This window comes from Bacillota bacterium LX-D, assembly GCA_031628995.1.
Taxonomy (GTDB): Bacteria; Bacillota; DUOV01; order DUOV01; family Zhaonellaceae; genus JAVLUO01.
On record JAVLUO010000012.1, the window covers coordinates 13276 to 31354 of the forward strand.

Genomic DNA, 18079 nt, shown 5'->3' on the forward strand with positions numbered 1-18079 from the left:
GCTTTTTTAGAATTAAATTTTTAGGATTGTGCTTTAGTGTAATTAAGTAGGCCCCCGGCAAGAATAATTTTTATAAAACGAGGTGACAAGTTATGATTTACCTGGAAACTAGTTCCTTTAGTAATGTTATGAACTGTTAGCTGATTACTATTATTTAACTGCCGGTATAAATCTTTAAATTCTAGTTTATCCCCTTGCTCAATTTGTTCGTAATCTTTTTCATTGACAAATGTAAGAGGTAAAATACCAAAGTTAACCAGATTTGCTTTGTGTATCCGGGCAAAGGATTTTGTGATAACGGCTTTAACACCAAGATACATTGGAGCTAAGGCTGCGTGCTCTCGACTAGAGCCCTGGCCATAATTGTGACCACCAACAATAAAACCTCCATTAGAACTCTTTGCCCTATGGGCAAATTCCTTATCAACAGATGAAAAAACGTGTTCAGATATTGCTGGAATATTAGAACGCAGAGGTAATACCTTAGAGCCTGCAGGCATAATATGATCAGTTGTAATATTGTCTTCAACTTTAAGTAGTACATCCCCAGACAACTCTTGAGGCAATGCTTGGTTTACAGGTAAAGGTTTAATATTTGGCCCCCGAACAATTTCCACTTTTTCCGGTTCAGTAGATGGGGCAAGTATCATACGATCATCAATAGTAAATTTTTCAGGCATTGCAATAGAAATAGGAGCACCTAAGGTTCTAGGATCTGTTAAAACACCTGTCAGAGCAGATGCGGCAGCTACCTCGGGACTAGCTAGAAATACTTGAGCATCTTGTGTTCCGCTTCGGCCTAAAAAGTTACGATTAAAGGTTCTTATAGAAACACCTTTAGAAGGAGGAGCTTGCCCCATTCCAATACAAGGACCGCAGGCAGATTCTAAAATTCTTGCTCCCGCAGCTATTAAATCTGCTAAAGCGCCGTTAGATGCTAACATTTTAAATACTTGTCTAGATCCCGGGGATATTACTAAGCTGACTTCCGGATGTACCATTTTACCTTTTAAAATGGAGGCTACACGCATCAAGTCCGTGTAAGAAGAATTGGTGCAACTTCCAATGGCTACCTGGTTAACTTTTATAGGACCAACTACACTTACTTTTTCGACTGCATCAGGACTATGAGGCTGAGCAACAATTGGTTCAAGTTCAGATAAGTTTAGTTCAATAATTTCATCATATTCAGCATCAAAATCGGGTAAGAGTTCAACCCAATCTGAATCCCTCTTTTGAGCTTTTAAAAATGTTTTAGTTATTTCGTCACTGGGAAAAATAGAAGTAGTTGCTCCTAGTTCGGCACCCATATTAGTAATTGTAGCTCGTTCTGGTACACTTAAAGTTGCAACACCAGTGCCGCCATATTCAATTATTTTACCTACTCCACCTTTAACGCTTAACAAACGTAAAACTTCTAAAATTACATCTTTTGCCGATACCCAAGCTGGAAGTTGTCCAGTTAAATTAATTTTAACTACTTTAGGCATCGTTAAATAAAATGGGCCCCCAGCCATGGCTACAGCTACATCTAAACCGCCAGCCCCAATGGCTAACATTCCAATACCACCGCCAGTAGGAGTGTGGCTATCAGAACCTAATAAAGTTTGACCTGGTACGCCAAAACGCTCTAAGTGAACCTGATGGCAAATACCGTTTCCAGGCCGGGAAAAATAAATCCCATGTTTAGAGGCTATGCTCTGCAAAAAGCGGTGATCATCGGCATTTTCGAAGCCTGTCTGTAATGTATTATGATCAACATAACTTACTGATAATTTAGTTTTAACTTGAGGTACTCCCATAGCTTCAAATTGCAGGTAAGCCATGGTTCCTGTGGCATCTTGGGTAAGTGTTTGGTCTATTTTAATGGCAATTTCCTGCCCTGACGTTAGCTCTCCGCTGACTAAATGCTCTTTTAGAATCTTTCTGACAATATTGTCCCCCATATTTATTACCTCCTCGGGAATTTTGCTGTTTTTCTAAATATACCAAAGAGTGAGGAATGCGTCAAAGTGTTTGAATTTTTCATGAGAAATAATTATTATAGATAGTGAACTAGAAAGCTTTTGGGAAAATATGATAGGAGGCTATTTTGTGCATATTGTATTAGTTGAGCCGGAAATACCGCAAAATACAGGCAATATTGTTCGTACCTGCGCCGTAACTGGATCCCATTTACATTTGGTTAGACCATTAGGTTTTTCAACTGAAGATAAATATTTAAAAAGGGCAGGTTTAGATTATTGGCATTTAGTAGATATTGAGTATCACGATAATTTTCAGCAATTGCAGGAAAAATATGCTGATGGTAACTATTATTTTGCAACTACAAAGGCAACTAAAATTCATACCAAAGTGAAGTATGCTAACAATGATTTTCTAGTCTTTGGAAGTGAGACCAGAGGGCTGTCCAAAGAAATACTGGTTGCTAATAAAGAGTATTGTATACGGGTGCCAATGTTATCAGAGGCTCGGTGTCTCAACCTAGCCAATTCAGTGGCAGTTATACTTTATGAGGCACTAAGGCAGGTAGGCTTCCCCAATCTTAGATGAAAATACACTTGCTGGCGATTGAAAAAGATGCTATAATTACTTAGTTAGTTCAGTCGGAACGTAGCGCAGTTTGGTAGCGCGCTTGGTTCGGGACCAAGAGGCCGCAGGTTCAAATCCTGTCGTTCCGACCATTTATTATCAACGTTTTAGCTGATCGAGAAGTAATAAAAAATTAATTTCTGACGACCAGTTTGACGACCACCAAGAAAAAGTCTGGGATTTTAATCCTAGGCTTTTTTATTTTTTCTCCGTGCCAGAGGGTAAAAGAGATGAAAGAGCATCAGTTGCTGCTTTCTTTCTTTTATCTTGTAAGTGACCGTATATGTCTAACGTGACTTGAATAGAGGAATGACCTAATAACTCGGCGATATCCTTTAGGGAGAAACCTCGATCGATTGGTGCAGAAGCAACAGAGTGCCGTAGATCATGGAATCTCACATGGCCTAGGCCTGCTTGTTTGATGAGTTCAATGTGGGTTTCGTAAAATCTATCAGGGTATATTGGTTCTCCGTTTTCTTTACAAAATATTAAGTTATTCTTTTGATAATCTTCCCCCAATGTAGCTTTTCCTTTGCTTGGACTTTTTTATGCTTTTTAAGCTCATAGAGTACATCCTCTGGAATAAAAATGGTTCGATCTGAAGTTTTTGTTTTTGGGGTGGAAAAAATCATATACAGCATAGAAAACGCAGCTCTAAGTGTAATGCACGATGGCCAACCTGTTGGAATTAAAGGCATAATAATCGCCCGTGCGAGCGATTATAACAATGGACAGGACTTTCTTACAATCACTTTGCCAAGTGGCCGAAAATTATTTTATACAAAGCCCTTTCTAGGGGTAAATGACCGAGGATGCGAAGCTTTGCACTATCATGGAATTAACCAAAATTAGGCGCCGGTGTACCGGTCAATCCTATGAATCTTGTTATGTGTTTCCGTACCCAAGTTAAGGACTTGAACCGTTTAGCCTTATGATTCTTAAAACTGCTAAACTCGTCACTACAACCATGTCAAATGGCCATGCATTACGGTAATACTCAACAAGCCAAGGAACATTCAGTCATTTACAAAGTGAGGTACTAGAAGTTAAACAAGCGGTAATTAATGGCGAGTCTAGGGCTATAGCTGAAGAATTGCTAGATACAATACATTCTGCGGAAACGGCATTAAGAATTGAGTTGAGTGATGAGTTGATCAGCAAAGAAACCCTAAACGATTTAAAGCAAGAAATACTTGAAAAGAATAGTCGGAGAGGATATTACGCAGTTGAAGAAATTCAAAGTCCAATTTGTAACACATGTGTAAACGATTGCTGTAGATGCCTTATTAGCAAAGCGTAGTATGTCAAAAGTATGAACTGAACAATACGGTATAAAAAACGATATAGGTATGCTGCAACTATTTATACCCAAGAGAATAATCTGTTAATAAAGAAGTTTTATTAACGGAGGAATAGCATGGCATACTATATTCAAGTAGAACCAAATGTAAGAATTTTTGTAGAGGATCTCAACCCAGAGGGCAAGAAGACAATCTTGTTTTTACACGGTTGGCCTGGAAGCCATAAGTTATTTGAATATCAATTTGACCAGCTTCCAAAGATGGGATATAGATGTATCGGAATAGATACTAGAGGATTCGGTAATTCAGATAAACCTTGGGGAGGCTACGATTACGATCGATTGTCGGACGATGTTCGATGTGTGGTTGAAGCACTCAAATTAAAAGATTTTACACTTGGAGGACATTCAACGGGTGGAGCAATTGCTATTAGATACATGGCTAGACACAATGGATATGGGGTATCGAAACTTGCTCTTTTTGCCGCTGCCGCCCCCAGTGTGATCCAGCGTCCATATTTTCCTTATGGATTACCTAGAGAGGCTGTAAATGAAATCATACAAAGAACATATAATGACAGGCCTAAAATGTTGAGGGATTTTGGAGATATGTTTTTCTTTCAGGATATAACTGAGCCGTTCTCAGATTGGTTCTTCCAACTGGGACTAGAGGCATCTGGTTGGGCCACAGCGTCAATTGCAACCACTTGGTTAGGTGAAGAAAGATTATTTTATGATCTTGAGAAAATACACGTTCCAACTTTAATTCTTCATGGTATCCATGACAAAGTCTGTCTCTTCCCATTGGCTGAAGCACAAAGACAAGGTATAAAAAATTCTAAACTCGTACCTTTTCAATACAGCGGTCACGGACTGTTCTATGACGAGCGTGACAAATTTAACGAGGAATTGACAAAATTTATTCAGATGCGAAATATACGGTATTTTTAGTTCACATTTCAGCACTAAAGCGAAGTAATTCCAGGAGGAGGGTGGTAAAGAGTAGTTTTTAAATCATTGAACATGAGCTTTATTCATACGATGAAACAAAAAAGGAAATAGCCGAGCTAACGGATGACATAATTAATTAGACACCAATGTTAGAAGGGGAAGCAGTGTCAGGCACTAGTTACACATCTGATACGACAGCTAGAAAAGCAATTAAGTTGGTAAGTAGTAAAGTGCTGGCAACTATGAACAGGAATATCTCCAGTATAGATAGAGCATTGAGCCGACTGTCAGAAGAACACCAGAAGTTATTCCAGCTTAAGTATCGAGGAAACCTGCCTTGGCAAAAGGTATGTGATGAAATGCCAACCAGTGAAAGAACCTATTTCAGATTGCGTCGGGAATTAGTTGCTATGGTTGCACTTGAAATGGGTTTGGCAGAAAGTTGGCAGGAATATAGGATATATCTTTAGATTTTAGCAAACCTCTATTCATTTACATGAATCCGCAAACATCAAAAGTCGGATTCTACGGAACGTGGACAGTCGGAAGTTTACCTGGTTGCATTCTTAAAAAGAAGACGGCCGAAGTGGCTAAAAGTATGAAAAATGAAAGCACTAAAAAATATATTAACTTAGCTGAAGGTATTGTGGAAAAAGCAGTTACTTCTACCACGCAAACATACGTTGATACTCTAAAGAAAAATAACCAATTTGATGCAAATGCTCAGATACAGGCTTTTGATATGGCTAAGGAAAAGGCTATAGGACTGCTGAGCCAGGAAATAAAAGGTGTGCTAGCTGAAGTTTACGGAGATGTGGACAGCTGGCTTGATATGCAAATTGAACAGCAAGTAAGGAAATTGAAGGTGGCTTAAAGAACATAGGTATGGCGGGCTTAGGCCCGCCTTTTTTATTAATCACAATGGTTGTTGCAGCAAATTAACAAAAGTAAGATGATAAAAACTAAAAAATTGTTGTCTCTATTAAAGATACCACCTAAAACACCGTCGTTACCGCAATTGCTCATGATTTTTCCCTCCCTTTAATAGTGTTGATTTGATACCTAATATACATTATGAAATAGTACGAGCAATTGTTAATGGGAAATGGTGAGGGGCTTATTGCAAAATTTTTCAAGCCTGATTTTAGTGATCCAATCCCAGCTTATTTTATTTTGTTGTGTTTTTTAATGCTTACCTTGTATTTTATCAAAGTAAAATATGTAACCCGTAAAGCATTATAAATTAATAAAGCACCTTATAATGGATGCTTTATTAATTCAGTTTTAAAAAGTATATTCTGTTATAACTTTTTTGACGACCATTTGACAACCACTAGAAAAATTTTGATTGAGATTTTAAAACTATAAACAACGTAAAATAAGGCTTTTGCGGTATGCTATTATATAAAAATAGCTTAAATCTTAATTCGGGACCAAGAGGCTGCGGGTTCAAATCCTGTCGTTCCGACCATTTTATAAAGTGACTATTAGCAATTAACTAATAGTCACTTTTTTATTTTTTTCCAAATAACATTTTCCTCTTAAGGCAATACTAGACTTGGGAGGTGTAGAGATGAGAGAAAGAGACGATCTAAAAGATATTAAACCATCAAAAAAGAAGGGTAAAAAATATGATCCTCTAGAAAGCTTAAAACTTGAAATTGCTGAAGAATTAGGGCTTTTAGAAAAGGTCAAAGCAGAAGGCTGGTCCGGTTTAAGTGCCAAGGAAAGTGGTAAAATTGGCGGTTTAATGAATAAAAGGATACGTTTAGGCAATTAACTGCTGTATATAAAAAGCTCGAAAGTGAAAATATAAAAATGAAAGGAGGAGATAATATGAGCTTAGAAGGGAAAAAAGGTAAAATAACCCGTAAAACTACTTTTAAAGATGGGGAACAAAGATCTAGATCCATATCAGGTAGAATTGGTTCCGCAACAATAGATTCTATAACCAGACCAGATCCACAAAAATGTTAGTTTAAAGACAAAATAGGAGGCTATGGAGGCCTCCTATTTTGTTATAATTAAGAAAAAAGACTTACTTATTGAATTTGATACATACCGTGGCTAGTCATGTAATTAAATAGTTCTTCGCCATGCTGCTGTTCTTCTTTTTGAATATGATTTAAAACCTGACGTACATTGGAATCTTGACATTCAAAAATAGTAGTGTCATAAGATCCTGAAATATACTTTTCTGTGTTAAGCATGTCGTTACATAAGAAGGCATCTTCGTTGTTAGACATTTGCGTTTGGTTGCTTTGTTGATTAGACAACATACTAAACTGTCGTGTTTGTTTTTGTTGCATTTGATTTTGCATTCCTTGCTGCATCTGCTGTCCCTGACTTTGTTGCTGAGAACTCTGCTGTTGTGACATTTGAGGGGTTTGACCACTTAAAATTTGATTAATTGAGTTTAAGTGTTGCTCTTCTTGTTGAGCAAGGTTGCTGAAAAGTTGTTTTAGCTGGGGGTCACTAGCTTTATTAGAGTAATCATTATATTTTTTGATACAGATTTCCTCATGGGTTTTTTGATCTTCAAGCAGCATTTTCTCTTTTTGACTTAATTTAACTTGCATTATTTACACCTCCAATTATATTTTTTAACAAGTTGAGAGTTTATATTCGTTAAGTTCAAATTTTTTATTAATCTAAACAGTATGATTAAAATAGCCAGTAAGAATGAAGGTGAATAATAAATGTTTGTGCACCTGCATTGTCATACAGAATACAGCCTTTTAGATGGTGCGGCACGGATTGAACGACTTACATCAAGAGCAAGTGAACTGGGTATGAATGCCTTAGCTATAACAGATCATGGTGTAATGTATGGTGTGGCCGATTTTTATAAATCCTGTCTTAAAAATAACATTAAACCTATTTTAGGCTGTGAAGTTTACGTGGCACCTAACAGTCGTCTGGACAAAAGGCCTAGAATAGACGACAGCCCCTACCATTTAGTTCTACTGGCCAAGGATTTAATTGGTTACCAAAATCTTTTAAAACTTGTATCTTTGGCTTCAATTGAAGGATTTTATTATAAGCCTAGGGTAGATAAAGAAGTATTAGCAGAATATAATCAAGGATTGATCGCTTTAAGTGCATGTTTGGCTGGAGAAATACCTCGATTGATTTTAAACAGGCAATTTGAAGAAGCTGGACAAAAAGCATTACTTTATCAAGATATATTTGGCAAAGAGAATTTTTATCTGGAAGTACAGGATCATGGTATTAGGGAACAAAAAGAAGTAAACCAATATTTGATTACTTTGAGTAAGGATTTAAAAATACCATTAGTTGCAACAAACGATTTACATTATGTTGATAAGGAACAGGCAGAAATACATGATGTGCTTCTTTGTATTCAAACAGGAAAAACAATGTTAGATGCAGATCGGATGCGTTTTCCAACCCAGGAGTTTTATCTAAAAAGCTCAGAAGAAATGTCTCGCCTTTTTGCCCATATTCCTGAGGCAATAACTAATACAGTTGAAATTAGCGAACGATGTCAAGTTGAGCTTTCCTTTGGACATCATATTTTACCTAACTATTCAGTACCAGAAGGCTTTACAGTAGATACATATTTAGAGCAATTATGCGCTGAAGGTGTGCGTTTAAGATATGGGCAGCTAACAGAAAAAATTAAAAATAGATTAGACTATGAGCTGGGTATTATTAAGCAAATGGGATTTTCAGGTTATTTTTTAATCGTCTGGGACATGATACATTTTGCCAAAAATAAAGGAATTTATGTAGGACCAGGACGTGGTTCGGCAGCTGGAAGTCTAGTAGCTTATATTTTAGGTATTACTGACATTGATCCCCTGAAGTATGATTTATTGTTTGAAAGATTTTTAAACCCTGAAAGAGTAAATATGCCTGATATAGATACAGATTTTTGTTTCGAAAGACGTGGGGAAGTTATAGAGTATTTAACTAATAAGTATGGCAACGACCATGTATCCCAAATTATTACTTTTGGTACAATGGCTGCTAAAGCCTCAATTAGGGATGTAGGAAGAGTTATGAATATTTCTCTTTCAGAAGTTGATAAAATTGCCAAGCTAATTCCTAATGAATTAGGAATATCTTTGGAAAAGGCCTTGGAATTGAATTCTGATTTAAAGGATTTCATAAATCAAGATGAAAGGTATCAACGCCTTTATAACACTGCCCAAGCTCTAGAAGGAATGCCGCGTCACGCTTCAACCCACGCAGCTGGTGTGGTTATTGCTAAAGAAGAATTAGTTAAGTACTTACCTGTCCAAAGAGCTGGCGACGATGGCATTGTAACTCAATTTCCTATGCAAACAGTAGAGGAAATTGGTCTCCTGAAAATGGACGTACTTGGTTTAAGGACCCTTACTGTTATTGGCAAAAGCTTAGAATTAATAAAATCAACAACTAGTCAGCAAATTGATTTACATAAACTACCTATGGATGATACTTTAACTTATGAAATCCTTAGCAAGGGGGAGTCTTGCGGGGTATTTCAATTAGAAAGTACAGGTATGAGAAATATTCTCAGAAACTTAAAGCCGGAAAGATTCGAAGATATAGTGGCCTTAGTTGCTTTGTATCGTCCGGGTCCATTAGGCAGCGGAATGGTAGAGGACTTTATAGCTAGAAAACATAAAGAAGTTCCGGTTACTTATTTGCATCCAAAACTTGAGGCAATACTGCAGGATACCTATGGAGTAATTTTGTATCAAGAGCAGGTAATGAGAATTGCCAGTGAATTAGCGGGCTTTACTTTAGGACAAGCTGATTTGCTTAGACGAGCAATGGGTAAAAAAAAGCCGGAAATAATTGCTGCTCAAAAAGAGAATTTTCTTAAGGGTGCTTTAGAAAATAATATAGAAAAAGATGTTGCCGAAGAAATTTTTGATTTAATGGCCTATTTTGCGGGTTACGGCTTTAATAAATCCCACAGTGCCGCATATGCCTTATTGGCGTATCAAACTGCTTTTTTAAAAGTTCACTATACAGTTGAATATATGACAGCATTACTTAGCAGCGTTATGGGAAATACTGATAAAATAACTTTATATATTGAAGAGTGCCGTAGAATAGGAATAGAGGTTTTACCTCCTGATGTTAACTATAGTTTGGTTGACTTTACTGCCACCCAGGGGAAAATCCGTTTCGGGCTTGCAGCAGTCAAAAATGTTGGCAACGGTGCTATTAATGCTATTTTAGAGGCTCGTAAAAAAGGAACTTTTAAGTCTTTAGATGATTTTTGCCAAAGGGTTGATTTGCGACAAGTTAACCGCAGGGTCCTAGAGAGTTTAATTAAGGCGGGTGCGTGTAATTCCTTTGGTACATACCGTTCTAGACTTTTGACTATGCTGGATCAAGCTATAGAAAATGGGCAAAGGATTCAAGAAGACCAAAGAAATGGTCAAATCTCACTTTTTGATTTAGGTAATATAGGTTTGACACAAGTAATACCAGAACCAGATTTACCTGAATGTTCCCAAAGAGAGATTTTAGCTATGGAAAAAGAAATGCTAGGCTTTTATTTAAGTGGACATCCTTTAGACGAATATAAAGCTATTTTACCACGTTTGAATCGACATTCCATTGAATCTCTAGCTGAATTAGATGAAGGCGCTAGTGTAAAACTAGCAGGTATAATAACAAACATAAAACGCTCCGTAACTAAGCGAGGAGAAACCATGGCTTATTTTACACTGGAGGATACTGGCGGAACAGTTCAGGTGTTGGTTTTTCCCAAAAATTATCAAAGAATGATGTCTTTACTTGTACCTGACCAAGTCATTATGTTAACAGGTAGATTAAATAGTAGCGAGGAAGAAATAAAAGTTTTTGCTGAGGAAATTATGGTTTTACCTAAGGGTGACTTTAAATACAAAGCATTGGAGATTTATATTCAAGAGGCAAGCTCTGAAGCTTTAGAAAGAATAAAACAAATTTTAGTGCAAAACCCTGGTGAAACACCTGTAAGTATTTATTTCCCAAGAAAGAAGAGAAAGCTTAAATTACATAAAGAATTATGGATAAATCCCACACTAGAATTGCAGGATAATTTAGAAAAAGTCTGTGGCTCAGATGCTATCCGGTTAATAATCTAAACTTATTTTTATAATAAAAATATAATTAAACAAACGGCAGGAATATTATGTGCGGGGTTGAATTTTTATTAAAGCTTAATTGGAAATTCTAAACACTGTAGAGGATGATTTATTTGCGTATTGCAATATACCCAGGGACATTTGACCCTGTTACAAATGGACATTTAGATATTTTACAAAGATCGGCCGCAATATTTGACCAAATTATTATTGCTGTTGCAGAGGATAATTATAAAAAAAACTTATTTTCAACGGAAGAAAGATTATATTTATTGGAAGAGGTGGTTAAAGATATTCCTAATGTTAAGGTAGAAAAATTTTCTGGTCTTTTAATGAAATATGTAAGAACTAAAGGTGCTTGTGCAGTAGTTCGAGGTTTAAGAGCTGTATCCGATTTTGAATACGAGTTTCAATTATCTATGATGAATAAAAAATTAAATGAACATGTTGAAACAATTTTTCTAACAACCTCAAGTGAATATTCATTTATTAGTTCAAGTATGATTAAACAGGTTGCATCTTTAGGTGGTTGTGTCAAAGGATTGGTTCCTAACCTTGTTGAGCAGGCGCTAAAACAAAAGTACAAGAAAAAATATAGAGGATAGATTAAAACTCTTATTTTTGGGTATTATATTTTGCAACGCGAGGTGAAAGGATTGGATGAGCGTAACTGGGCTAGCGAGTATATAGTTGTTAGGGCTGAAGAAAATGGGGTAACAATGATTGGACTTACTAGGGGAAAGGATACAAAATTCCATCATTCGGAAAAATTGGATAAGGGAGAGGTAATTATTGCTCAATTTACTGAGCATACCTCTGCTATAAAGATTCGTGGTAAAGCAAAAATTTACACCAAGCATGGTGAAATTGACGCAGGTTAAAAATCTTTATAAATTTAAGAGCTTTACTAAAGGGGGACAAAGTTATGTGGACAGTAGTTTACATAGCCTCTAATCGTCAAATAGCAGAAAAACTTAAAGATACTCTAACTAATGAAGGTTTATTAGCAACCGTAAAAGCTGTAGGATCTCCACAAGTTGGTGATGCAGGAGCTTTTGAAATACTTGTACCAGAATCTGAAGCAGAAGAAGCAAATGAAATCATAAGTCAAGTTCTCGCTAGCTGAGGAGGCTAATCTATGAAACGTATTGGAATTCTTACTAGTGGCGGCGATGCACCAGGGATGAATGCAGCTATCCGCGCTGTAACAAGGGCAGCTATTTATCATGGTATGGAGGTAGTAGGAGTATTAAGGGGTTATGCGGGACTAATCTATGGGGAATTTAAAGATTTAAAAATTAGTTCAGTTGGGAGCATTATTCAGCGAGGTGGAACCATTTTACTGACAGCTCGTTCTGAAGAGTTTAAGACTTCTGAAGGTTGTAGTCAAGCAGTTAAAATGTTAGAGCACAAAGGCATCGAAGCATTGGTTGTTATAGGTGGGGATGGCTCATTTCGGGGTGCATCTACTTTGCATGAGAGAGGTGTCAAGGTAGTAGGACTTCCAGGCACAATTGATAATGATATTCCCTGTACAGATTATACAATTGGTTTTGATACAGCTGTTAATACAGTGGTTGAGGCAATCAATAAGCTTCGCGATACGGCAACTTCCCACGAACGAATTTTTGTTGTTGAAGTAATGGGTAGAAATTCAGGTCAAATTGCCTTGGCTGCGGGTATAGCTAGTGGTGCTGAATCAATTTTAATTCCAGAATATGAGCCAAACTACACAGAAGTTAGTGAAAGACTGCTTCGCGGCAGGAACCGGGGCAAGCTGCACAGCATTATTTTAGTTGCGGAAGGTGTAGGCGGAGCAATTAAGGTTAGCGAAGAAATCGAAGAGCGGACGGGTTTAGCTACAAAAGTATCGATTTTAGGCCATATTCAAAGAGGAGGTACACCTACGGCATTTGACCGGATTTTAGCCAGCCGTATGGGTGCCAAAGCAGTGGAACTGCTCTTAGAAGGCAGCTCTAACCAAATGATAGGTATAGAACAGAATAAAATAGTTAATTATGATATTAGTTGGGCATTAAAGCAGAAAAAAGAAATAGATTTAGAAATGTATCAACTAGCTGGTATTCTAGCAATTTAAGGGAGTGAAATAGAATGCGGCATACTAAAATCGTATGTACAATAGGACCGGCAAGTGAAAGCATTGAGGTTTTAAAAAAAATGTTACACGCTGGTATGAATGTCGCACGTCTTAATTTTTCTCATGGAAATCATCAAGAGCATGAAGCTAGAGTGAGAGCAATTAGGCAGGCTGCTGAAGAAGCTAAAAAAAATGTCGGTATTTTATTAGATACAAAGGGACCCGAGATTCGCATTGGGGAATTTTCCCAGGAAAAAATATTTTTACGTGAAGGACAGGAGTTTACTTTAACAACCAAAGAAGTAATAGGTACTGAACAAATAGTAAGCATTAGCTATTTAGGATTAACCGATGATGTAAAAACTGGAGATACTATTCTAATCAACGATGGTATCATTGGTTTAAGTGTCCTAGAAACAACTAAAGACTCAATCCGTTGCAGGGTTTTAAACGATGGAGAATTGTCAGCTCGAAAGGGAGTTAATGTGCCAGGAGTGCAGGTGAATTTGCCGGCTGTAACTGATAAAGACCTGGAAGATATACATTTTGGGATTAAGCATAAGTTTGATTTTATTGCCCCATCTTTTATCCGTACAGCAGGGGATGTTTTAGAAATTAGGCGTATTTTAGAAGAAGCAGGCTCAGATATGCAAATTATAGCTAAAATAGAAAGTAGGTCTGCTGTTAATAACATTGATGAAATTTTACAGGTAGCAGATGGCATAATGATTGCCCGGGGGGATTTAGGTGTAGAAATTCCGGCGGAAGAGGTACCTTTAGTACAAAAAAGCATTATTGCTAAATGTAATTTAATTGGTAAGCCGGTTATAACTGCAACTCAGATGTTGGATTCCATGATTAGAAACCCACGACCAACTAGGGCTGAGGCCAACGATGTTGCAAATGCTATTTTAGACGGTACTGATGCTGTAATGCTCTCTGGAGAATCAGCCAATGGTAAATATCCTGTTGAAGCAGTACAAACCATGGAAAGAATTGCAGAAAGAACAGAGGAAGCACTTGATTATGGTAAAATACATAAAAAATATGCTCCCAACATGCAAAAAACTGTTACAGATTCTATTGGTCATGCTACGGTCCATATTGCTTGGGAATTGGGGGCAGCAGCTATTATAACGCCTACTACTTCTGGTTCCACAGCCCGCATGGTTGCTAAATATCGGCCTGAAGTACCTGTCATAGCGGCTACTCATAATCTTTCTATTATGCGTAAGCTGACCTTAGTTTGGGGAGTAGTTCCTATACTTGTTCCAGAGACTGACGGGACAGACGAAATGATTAGTACGGCAGTAAATGAAGCCGTTAAGAGCAAAAATATTGCTACTGGGGATTTAGTAGTCGTAACATCGGGTATACCTGCTGGCATTACTGGAACAACGAATTTACTTAAAGTACATGTTGTAGGTGAAGCTATAGTTAAAGGGCAAGGTATAGGCAGAAAAATTGCCAGTGGTAAAGTACAGATTTGTCGCAGCGCTAAGGAAGCAATTGCTAAAATAAATATTGGTGATGTCTTGGTAACTGGGTCAACAGATAAAGAATATGTATCTGCAATGGAAAAGGCTGCTGCGGTAATAACGGAAGCTGGCGGACTTTCATCCCATGCAGCAATTGTTGGCTTAGAGTTAGGTATCCCAGTTATTGTTGGTGCTCAGGGTGCCATGCGCTTGTTAGAAGAAGGATTAATAATTACAATTGATAGTGCTTCTGGTTTAATATACAAGGGAATTACAAAAGTTTTGCAATAAAAAAGTTGCCTTATCTGGCAACTTTTTAATTATGCAAGCATATATTAAAATTTGTATTGTACTTTTTAATTACTATTTTGTCGTCTGCTAAATATGCAATTTCGGGTGATTTTGTTAGAGATTCTTGACGTTCCGGTGATCTGGCAATGGTGCTTGCAATACGCAACTGGGTAGGTTTAAGGTTATGGGCGACAATTACCGCTTTTTTATTGCCGTTAGACCCTGCATGAGCAATACCCTTCAAAGTACCCATTACTAGGACATTCCCTTCTGCGATAATTATTGCACCTGGGTTAACGTCTCCTAAAATCGTAATATGCCCCTGATAGTTTATAACTTGACCGTTTCTTACATTATGTTGAACAAGTAAACAATCTTGTTCTGCCGGAAAAGAAGCTTCTTTGAGATAGCCATTTGAATATTGTGTGCAAGAAGCATTATTGGGAGAAGAATTGTTTGTTCTACGATAGAGATTAATAGGTTTAGAATGAGGTATTAACCCATTTTGACAACAAATCTCTGCCAATTGCCTTGTTTCATCAGGTGTATAAGCATCGGGGCTGCATAATGAAAACTTAGCCCCGCTAAAAAACCCTTTTGCAGAACTAATTTTATCTTGAAGTTTCATTTTTATTTCTTCAAAACTATAACTTGGATTGACAAGAATAACTAGACCATCACGTGTGCCCTTAATGTTAATTAAGTCTTGTCCCATGAACAACACTCCCTAAAAATTATCCTAGTAAACACTATTCGATAAATTTAGACCGTTTCCTGCTATATCTTCTGAATATTTCCTTTTAAAAGGGAATTTTTAGGTTAAAATTATCCAATTTTACCTTACTTATTGTTAACCTAACATGTATACATTATATATCCGCTATTTAAGCAGGAAAAACTATGCAAGTAGTTGAATCTAAAATAAAAAAATGAAAGGAATATGGTATGATGAAAAAGTGGAGATGTACTGTGTGTAATTATATTCATTATGGGGATAAACCTCCTGCTGAATGCCCTGAATGTGGCGTAGGAGCAGAACTTTTCGAAGAAATTGTTGAAGAGTTATCTACACCTTCACTAAGCCAAGAGGAAGCTGAAGAAGCAAAACAAGCAATTTTCAAAATTTCCTATGGATTGTATATTGTAGGGTCTCCTAAAGATGGTAAAGTAAATGGCCAAGTATGCAATACTGCTTTTCAAATAACCAGTGATCCTATGCGAATGGCTTTAGGAGTAAATAAGGTAAATTTAACTGCTGAGCATATTTTAGCAAGCGGTGTATTTTCGATAAATATTTTAGGCCAAGATGGGCATTCTTTAGTCCGCCGTTTTGGATACCGTTCAGGTCGTGAATTGGATAAATTTAAGGGCATCAAGTATACTTTAGGAAAAACAGGTTCACCGCTATTAGAAAATTGTATAGGTTACTTAGAATGTAAAGTAATTAAAGATAAAATTGTTGATTGTGGAACCCACTGGTTATTCGTAGCAGATGTAATAAGTGGAAAACTTTTAAACAATGTAGAGCCTATGACTTATGAGTATTTTCGTAGAACTAAATAACAATTCCCAAAATAGGAGGTAAAATGTTGGCAAAAACATTAATAATTGCTTGCAGCCCTCGCCCTGGAGGAAACAGTGATCTGATGGCAAAATGGGCAGAAGAACAAGTGATAGCTAATAATCTTGATGTAGAAACAATTTATTTGCGTAAACTAAAATTTTCCCCTTGTATCGAATGCGATCAATGCTATCAAGATGGAAAATGCCATGTAAAAGATGACATGCAGGAGATTTATCCTAAATTAATAGAGGCCGAAAGAATAATTGTTTCAGCACCAATATTTTTCTATTCCTTTGGTGCTTTAGCAAAAGCATTTATTGACCGTGCCCAGTGCTATTGGTCTAAAAAATTTGTTTTAAAGCAACCAACAATTGCCGACGAATCTTTTCGAGCTAAAAGAAAGCTTTTTGTGTTGTTGTGCGGGGGAACAAATTTTCCAGATACTTTTAGTTATACAGAAAAAATTATTCAGAACTATTGTTTAATGCTTGAGGCAAAGTATGCAGGAGGAGCCTTTTTCCCGGCAATCGATGCGAAAGGGGATATTTTAAAGGAACCTAAATTTGCAGATAAGATTAAGAAGGAAATTAATAATTTTTTGCAAATGTAATATAGTTAAATTCTAACAGCTTTTAAAAAGTTTATGTTTAAAAGCTGTTTTTTGCGCATAATAAGCGTGATTTATTTTAAGATTTTAAAGGGAGGTAATTCCATGGGAAATAAAATAGTTGAAGGATTAGCTGCCATAACTTCCTCTACCCAAGAAGTTACAACTGATATATTAGTGCTGAACTTTACTATTGTTACAGCTTGTATTGTAGGTAACCCTCAAGAGGAAAATAAGGAATGGACTCTTATAGATACGGGTCTAGAAAATTCAGCAGATTTTATAGTGGAAAACGTAAAAAAACGTTTTGGAAAGGATATTCCACCTCAGGCAATTGTGCTTACCCATGGACATTTTGACCACGTTGGTTCTGTACTTAAACTTGCCGACTTCTGGAATGTTCCTGTCTATGCTCATGAACTAGAAATTCCCTATATCACAGGAAAAAAAGATTACCCTCTTGCTGATCCTTCAGTAGGTGGTGGTATGGTAGCTCAAATTTCACCTACTTTTCCCCATACGAGCATTAATTTAGGCCATCGTGCTGTAGCATTGCCTAGCGATGGCAGTATACCAAGTATGCCAGGCTGGAAATATATCCATACACCAGGTCATACAGAAGGACATGTTTCCTTTTTCCGGGAAGCAGATCGGGTGCTTTTAGCCGGTGATGTTTTTAGCACAGTGAAACAAGAATCCTTGCTGTCAGTCGTAACCCAAAACGAAGAAATAAGTGGACCTCCAGCATATCTTACAGTAGACTGGGAAGCAGCAGAAAACTCGGTGCGAAAATTGCAGGAATTAAATCCTGCCTTAGTGATTCCAAGTCATGGACAGCCTATGGAAGGCGAGTCATTACATCGTCACTTAGAGTTATTAGTAAATCATTTTGAGGAAATAGCTGTTCCAGAGCAAGGACGTTTTGTGGATAAAAAGTAGTTAAAGTAAAGAAAGATTAAGAATTATCACTAAAGCAAAAGAACTACTAGGATAGTAGTTCTTTTGCTTAGGGAAAATGTTTAAAATATTTATTAAATGGAGGTTGAAAGTAGCTTATTTAAACCGACAAGTTAAATATACACAAAGTTTGTTACAACTATGTT

At 36.9% G+C, this 18079-nt stretch carries 20 protein-coding genes, 1 tRNA gene and 1 pseudogene; 17 read left to right on the forward strand and 5 right to left on the reverse strand.

Annotated elements, in window-relative coordinates; all coding sequences use genetic code 11:
- Positions 1 to 20: 20 nt before the first annotated feature.
- Positions 21 to 1946 (reverse strand): aconitate hydratase, encoded by a 1926-nt coding sequence (locus RDV78_09665; protein ID MDS1030721.1) that lies wholly within the window; start codon positions 1944 to 1946, stop codon positions 21 to 23.
- Between the two features lie 130 nt (positions 1947 to 2076).
- Here RDV78_09665 and trmL point away from each other — a divergent pair, with 130 nt between their 5' ends.
- The gene (trmL, locus tag RDV78_09670; protein MDS1030722.1) at positions 2077 to 2553 is read left to right on the forward strand and encodes a tRNA (uridine(34)/cytosine(34)/5-carboxymethylaminomethyluridine(34)-2'-O)-methyltransferase TrmL; all 477 of its coding nucleotides are present in this window, start codon (positions 2077 to 2079) and stop codon (positions 2551 to 2553) included.
- 54 nt (positions 2554 to 2607) lie between these two features.
- A tRNA-Pro gene (locus RDV78_09675) sits at positions 2608 to 2684 on the forward strand.
- 106 nt (positions 2685 to 2790) lie between these two features.
- On the opposite strand, the gene RDV78_09680 is transcribed toward RDV78_09675, so the two are convergent.
- Positions 2791 to 3111 (reverse strand): tyrosine-type recombinase/integrase, encoded by a 321-nt coding sequence (locus tag RDV78_09680; GenBank protein MDS1030723.1) that lies wholly within the window; start codon positions 3109 to 3111, stop codon positions 2791 to 2793.
- Positions 3112 to 3180: 69 nt separating this feature from the next.
- Here RDV78_09680 and RDV78_09685 point away from each other — a divergent pair, with 69 nt between their 5' ends.
- Positions 3181 to 3444, forward strand: coding sequence for a hypothetical protein (locus RDV78_09685; GenBank protein ID MDS1030724.1), 264 nt, complete (start codon positions 3181 to 3183; stop codon positions 3442 to 3444).
- Here RDV78_09685 and RDV78_09690 read toward each other — a convergent pair.
- Positions 3440 to 3609 (reverse strand): annotated as a pseudogene (locus RDV78_09690) (ATP-dependent helicase). The gene RDV78_09685 and the pseudogene RDV78_09690 overlap by 5 nt on opposite strands.
- 400 nt (positions 3610 to 4009) lie before the next feature.
- On the opposite strand from RDV78_09690, the gene RDV78_09695 reads away from it, so the two are divergent.
- From RDV78_09695 to RDV78_09715, 5 genes are all read left to right on the forward strand, one after another.
- Positions 4010 to 4843 carry an alpha/beta hydrolase gene (locus RDV78_09695; GenBank protein MDS1030725.1) on the forward strand — a complete coding sequence of 278 codons (834 nt, stop codon included), beginning with the start codon at positions 4010 to 4012 and terminating at the stop codon, positions 4841 to 4843.
- A gap of 164 nt (positions 4844 to 5007) precedes the next feature.
- Entirely contained in the window at positions 5008 to 5313 is a 306-nt protein-coding gene (locus RDV78_09700) for a hypothetical protein (protein ID MDS1030726.1), read from the forward strand.
- Between the two features lie 128 nt (positions 5314 to 5441).
- Positions 5442 to 5717 carry a hypothetical protein gene (locus RDV78_09705; GenBank protein ID MDS1030727.1) on the forward strand — a complete coding sequence of 92 codons (276 nt, stop codon included), beginning with the start codon at positions 5442 to 5444 and terminating at the stop codon, positions 5715 to 5717.
- Between the two features lie 699 nt (positions 5718 to 6416).
- Positions 6417 to 6623 (forward strand): small, acid-soluble spore protein, alpha/beta type, encoded by a 207-nt coding sequence (locus RDV78_09710; GenBank protein MDS1030728.1) that lies wholly within the window; start codon positions 6417 to 6419, stop codon positions 6621 to 6623.
- Positions 6624 to 6679: 56 nt separating this feature from the next.
- Positions 6680 to 6820: a hypothetical protein gene (locus RDV78_09715; protein MDS1030729.1), complete on the forward strand. Its 141-nt coding sequence runs from the start codon at positions 6680 to 6682 to the stop codon at positions 6818 to 6820.
- Positions 6821 to 6885: 65 nt separating this feature from the next.
- Here the strand turns inward: RDV78_09715 and RDV78_09720 are convergent, their stop codons facing one another.
- Positions 6886 to 7422 (reverse strand): spore coat protein, encoded by a 537-nt coding sequence (locus RDV78_09720; protein MDS1030730.1) that lies wholly within the window; start codon positions 7420 to 7422, stop codon positions 6886 to 6888.
- Between the two features lie 120 nt (positions 7423 to 7542).
- Between RDV78_09720 and RDV78_09725 the strand changes: the two genes are divergently transcribed.
- The 6 genes from RDV78_09725 (at position 7543) to pyk (ending at position 14805) form a co-directional block, all read left to right on the forward strand.
- The gene (locus RDV78_09725) at positions 7543 to 10938 is read left to right on the forward strand and encodes a DNA polymerase III subunit alpha (protein ID MDS1030731.1); all 3396 of its coding nucleotides are present in this window, start codon (positions 7543 to 7545) and stop codon (positions 10936 to 10938) included.
- Between the two features lie 113 nt (positions 10939 to 11051).
- Positions 11052 to 11543, forward strand: coding sequence for a pantetheine-phosphate adenylyltransferase (gene coaD / locus RDV78_09730; GenBank protein MDS1030732.1), 492 nt, complete (start codon positions 11052 to 11054; stop codon positions 11541 to 11543).
- A gap of 51 nt (positions 11544 to 11594) precedes the next feature.
- Positions 11595 to 11819, forward strand: a complete 225-nt coding sequence (mtrB, locus tag RDV78_09735; protein ID MDS1030733.1) for a trp RNA-binding attenuation protein MtrB — start codon at positions 11595 to 11597, stop codon at positions 11817 to 11819.
- A 44-nt stretch (positions 11820 to 11863) separates the two neighbouring features.
- Positions 11864 to 12064 carry a glutamate decarboxylase gene (locus RDV78_09740; GenBank protein ID MDS1030734.1) on the forward strand — a complete coding sequence of 67 codons (201 nt, stop codon included), beginning with the start codon at positions 11864 to 11866 and terminating at the stop codon, positions 12062 to 12064.
- 12 nt (positions 12065 to 12076) lie between these two features.
- The gene (gene pfkA, locus RDV78_09745; protein MDS1030735.1) at positions 12077 to 13036 is read left to right on the forward strand and encodes a 6-phosphofructokinase; all 960 of its coding nucleotides are present in this window, start codon (positions 12077 to 12079) and stop codon (positions 13034 to 13036) included.
- A 14-nt stretch (positions 13037 to 13050) separates the two neighbouring features.
- Complete coding sequence (pyk, locus tag RDV78_09750) at positions 13051 to 14805, forward strand: pyruvate kinase (protein ID MDS1030736.1); 1755 nt, start codon at positions 13051 to 13053, stop codon at positions 14803 to 14805.
- Between the two features lie 25 nt (positions 14806 to 14830).
- On the opposite strand, the gene minC is transcribed toward pyk, so the two are convergent.
- Positions 14831 to 15520, reverse strand: coding sequence for a septum site-determining protein MinC (gene minC, locus RDV78_09755; GenBank protein MDS1030737.1), 690 nt, complete (start codon positions 15518 to 15520; stop codon positions 14831 to 14833).
- Positions 15521 to 15774: 254 nt separating this feature from the next.
- Here minC and RDV78_09760 point away from each other — a divergent pair, with 254 nt between their 5' ends.
- From RDV78_09760 to RDV78_09770, 3 genes are all read left to right on the forward strand, one after another.
- On the forward strand, positions 15775 to 16368 hold the full coding sequence (locus RDV78_09760) for a flavin reductase (GenBank protein ID MDS1030738.1): 594 nt from the start codon (positions 15775 to 15777) through the stop codon (positions 16366 to 16368).
- A 23-nt stretch (positions 16369 to 16391) separates the two neighbouring features.
- Positions 16392 to 16979, forward strand: coding sequence for a flavodoxin family protein (locus tag RDV78_09765; GenBank protein MDS1030739.1), 588 nt, complete (start codon positions 16392 to 16394; stop codon positions 16977 to 16979).
- A 102-nt stretch (positions 16980 to 17081) separates the two neighbouring features.
- Positions 17082 to 17915, forward strand: a complete 834-nt coding sequence (locus tag RDV78_09770) for an MBL fold metallo-hydrolase (protein ID MDS1030740.1) — start codon at positions 17082 to 17084, stop codon at positions 17913 to 17915.
- Positions 17916 to 18079: the final 164 nt, after the last annotated feature.

Excerpts from the sequence above, each read along its gene's own strand:
- RDV78_09665 (MDS1030721.1), bottom strand. The coding sequence starts at position 1,946 with ATGGGGGACAATATTGTCAGAAAGATTCTAAAAGAGCATTTAGTCAGC.
- trmL (MDS1030722.1), top strand. The coding sequence starts at position 2,077 with ATGATAGGAGGCTATTTTGTGCATATTGTATTAGTTGAGCCGGAAATA.
- RDV78_09685 (MDS1030724.1), top strand. The coding sequence starts at position 3,181 with ATGGTTCGATCTGAAGTTTTTGTTTTTGGGGTGGAAAAAATCATATAC.
- RDV78_09695 (MDS1030725.1), top strand. The coding sequence starts at position 4,010 with ATGGCATACTATATTCAAGTAGAACCAAATGTAAGAATTTTTGTAGAG.
- RDV78_09705 (MDS1030727.1), top strand. The coding sequence starts at position 5,442 with ATGAAAAATGAAAGCACTAAAAAATATATTAACTTAGCTGAAGGTATT.
- RDV78_09710 (MDS1030728.1), top strand. The coding sequence starts at position 6,417 with ATGAGAGAAAGAGACGATCTAAAAGATATTAAACCATCAAAAAAGAAG.
- RDV78_09715 (MDS1030729.1), top strand. The coding sequence starts at position 6,680 with ATGAGCTTAGAAGGGAAAAAAGGTAAAATAACCCGTAAAACTACTTTT.
- RDV78_09720 (MDS1030730.1), bottom strand. The coding sequence starts at position 7,422 with ATGCAAGTTAAATTAAGTCAAAAAGAGAAAATGCTGCTTGAAGATCAA.
- RDV78_09725 (MDS1030731.1), top strand. The coding sequence starts at position 7,543 with ATGTTTGTGCACCTGCATTGTCATACAGAATACAGCCTTTTAGATGGT.
- RDV78_09740 (MDS1030734.1), top strand. The coding sequence starts at position 11,864 with ATGTGGACAGTAGTTTACATAGCCTCTAATCGTCAAATAGCAGAAAAA.
- pfkA (MDS1030735.1), top strand. The coding sequence starts at position 12,077 with ATGAAACGTATTGGAATTCTTACTAGTGGCGGCGATGCACCAGGGATG.
- pyk (MDS1030736.1), top strand. The coding sequence starts at position 13,051 with ATGCGGCATACTAAAATCGTATGTACAATAGGACCGGCAAGTGAAAGC.
- minC (MDS1030737.1), bottom strand. The coding sequence starts at position 15,520 with ATGGGACAAGACTTAATTAACATTAAGGGCACACGTGATGGTCTAGTT.
- RDV78_09765 (MDS1030739.1), top strand. The coding sequence starts at position 16,392 with ATGTTGGCAAAAACATTAATAATTGCTTGCAGCCCTCGCCCTGGAGGA.
- RDV78_09770 (MDS1030740.1), top strand. The coding sequence starts at position 17,082 with ATGGGAAATAAAATAGTTGAAGGATTAGCTGCCATAACTTCCTCTACC.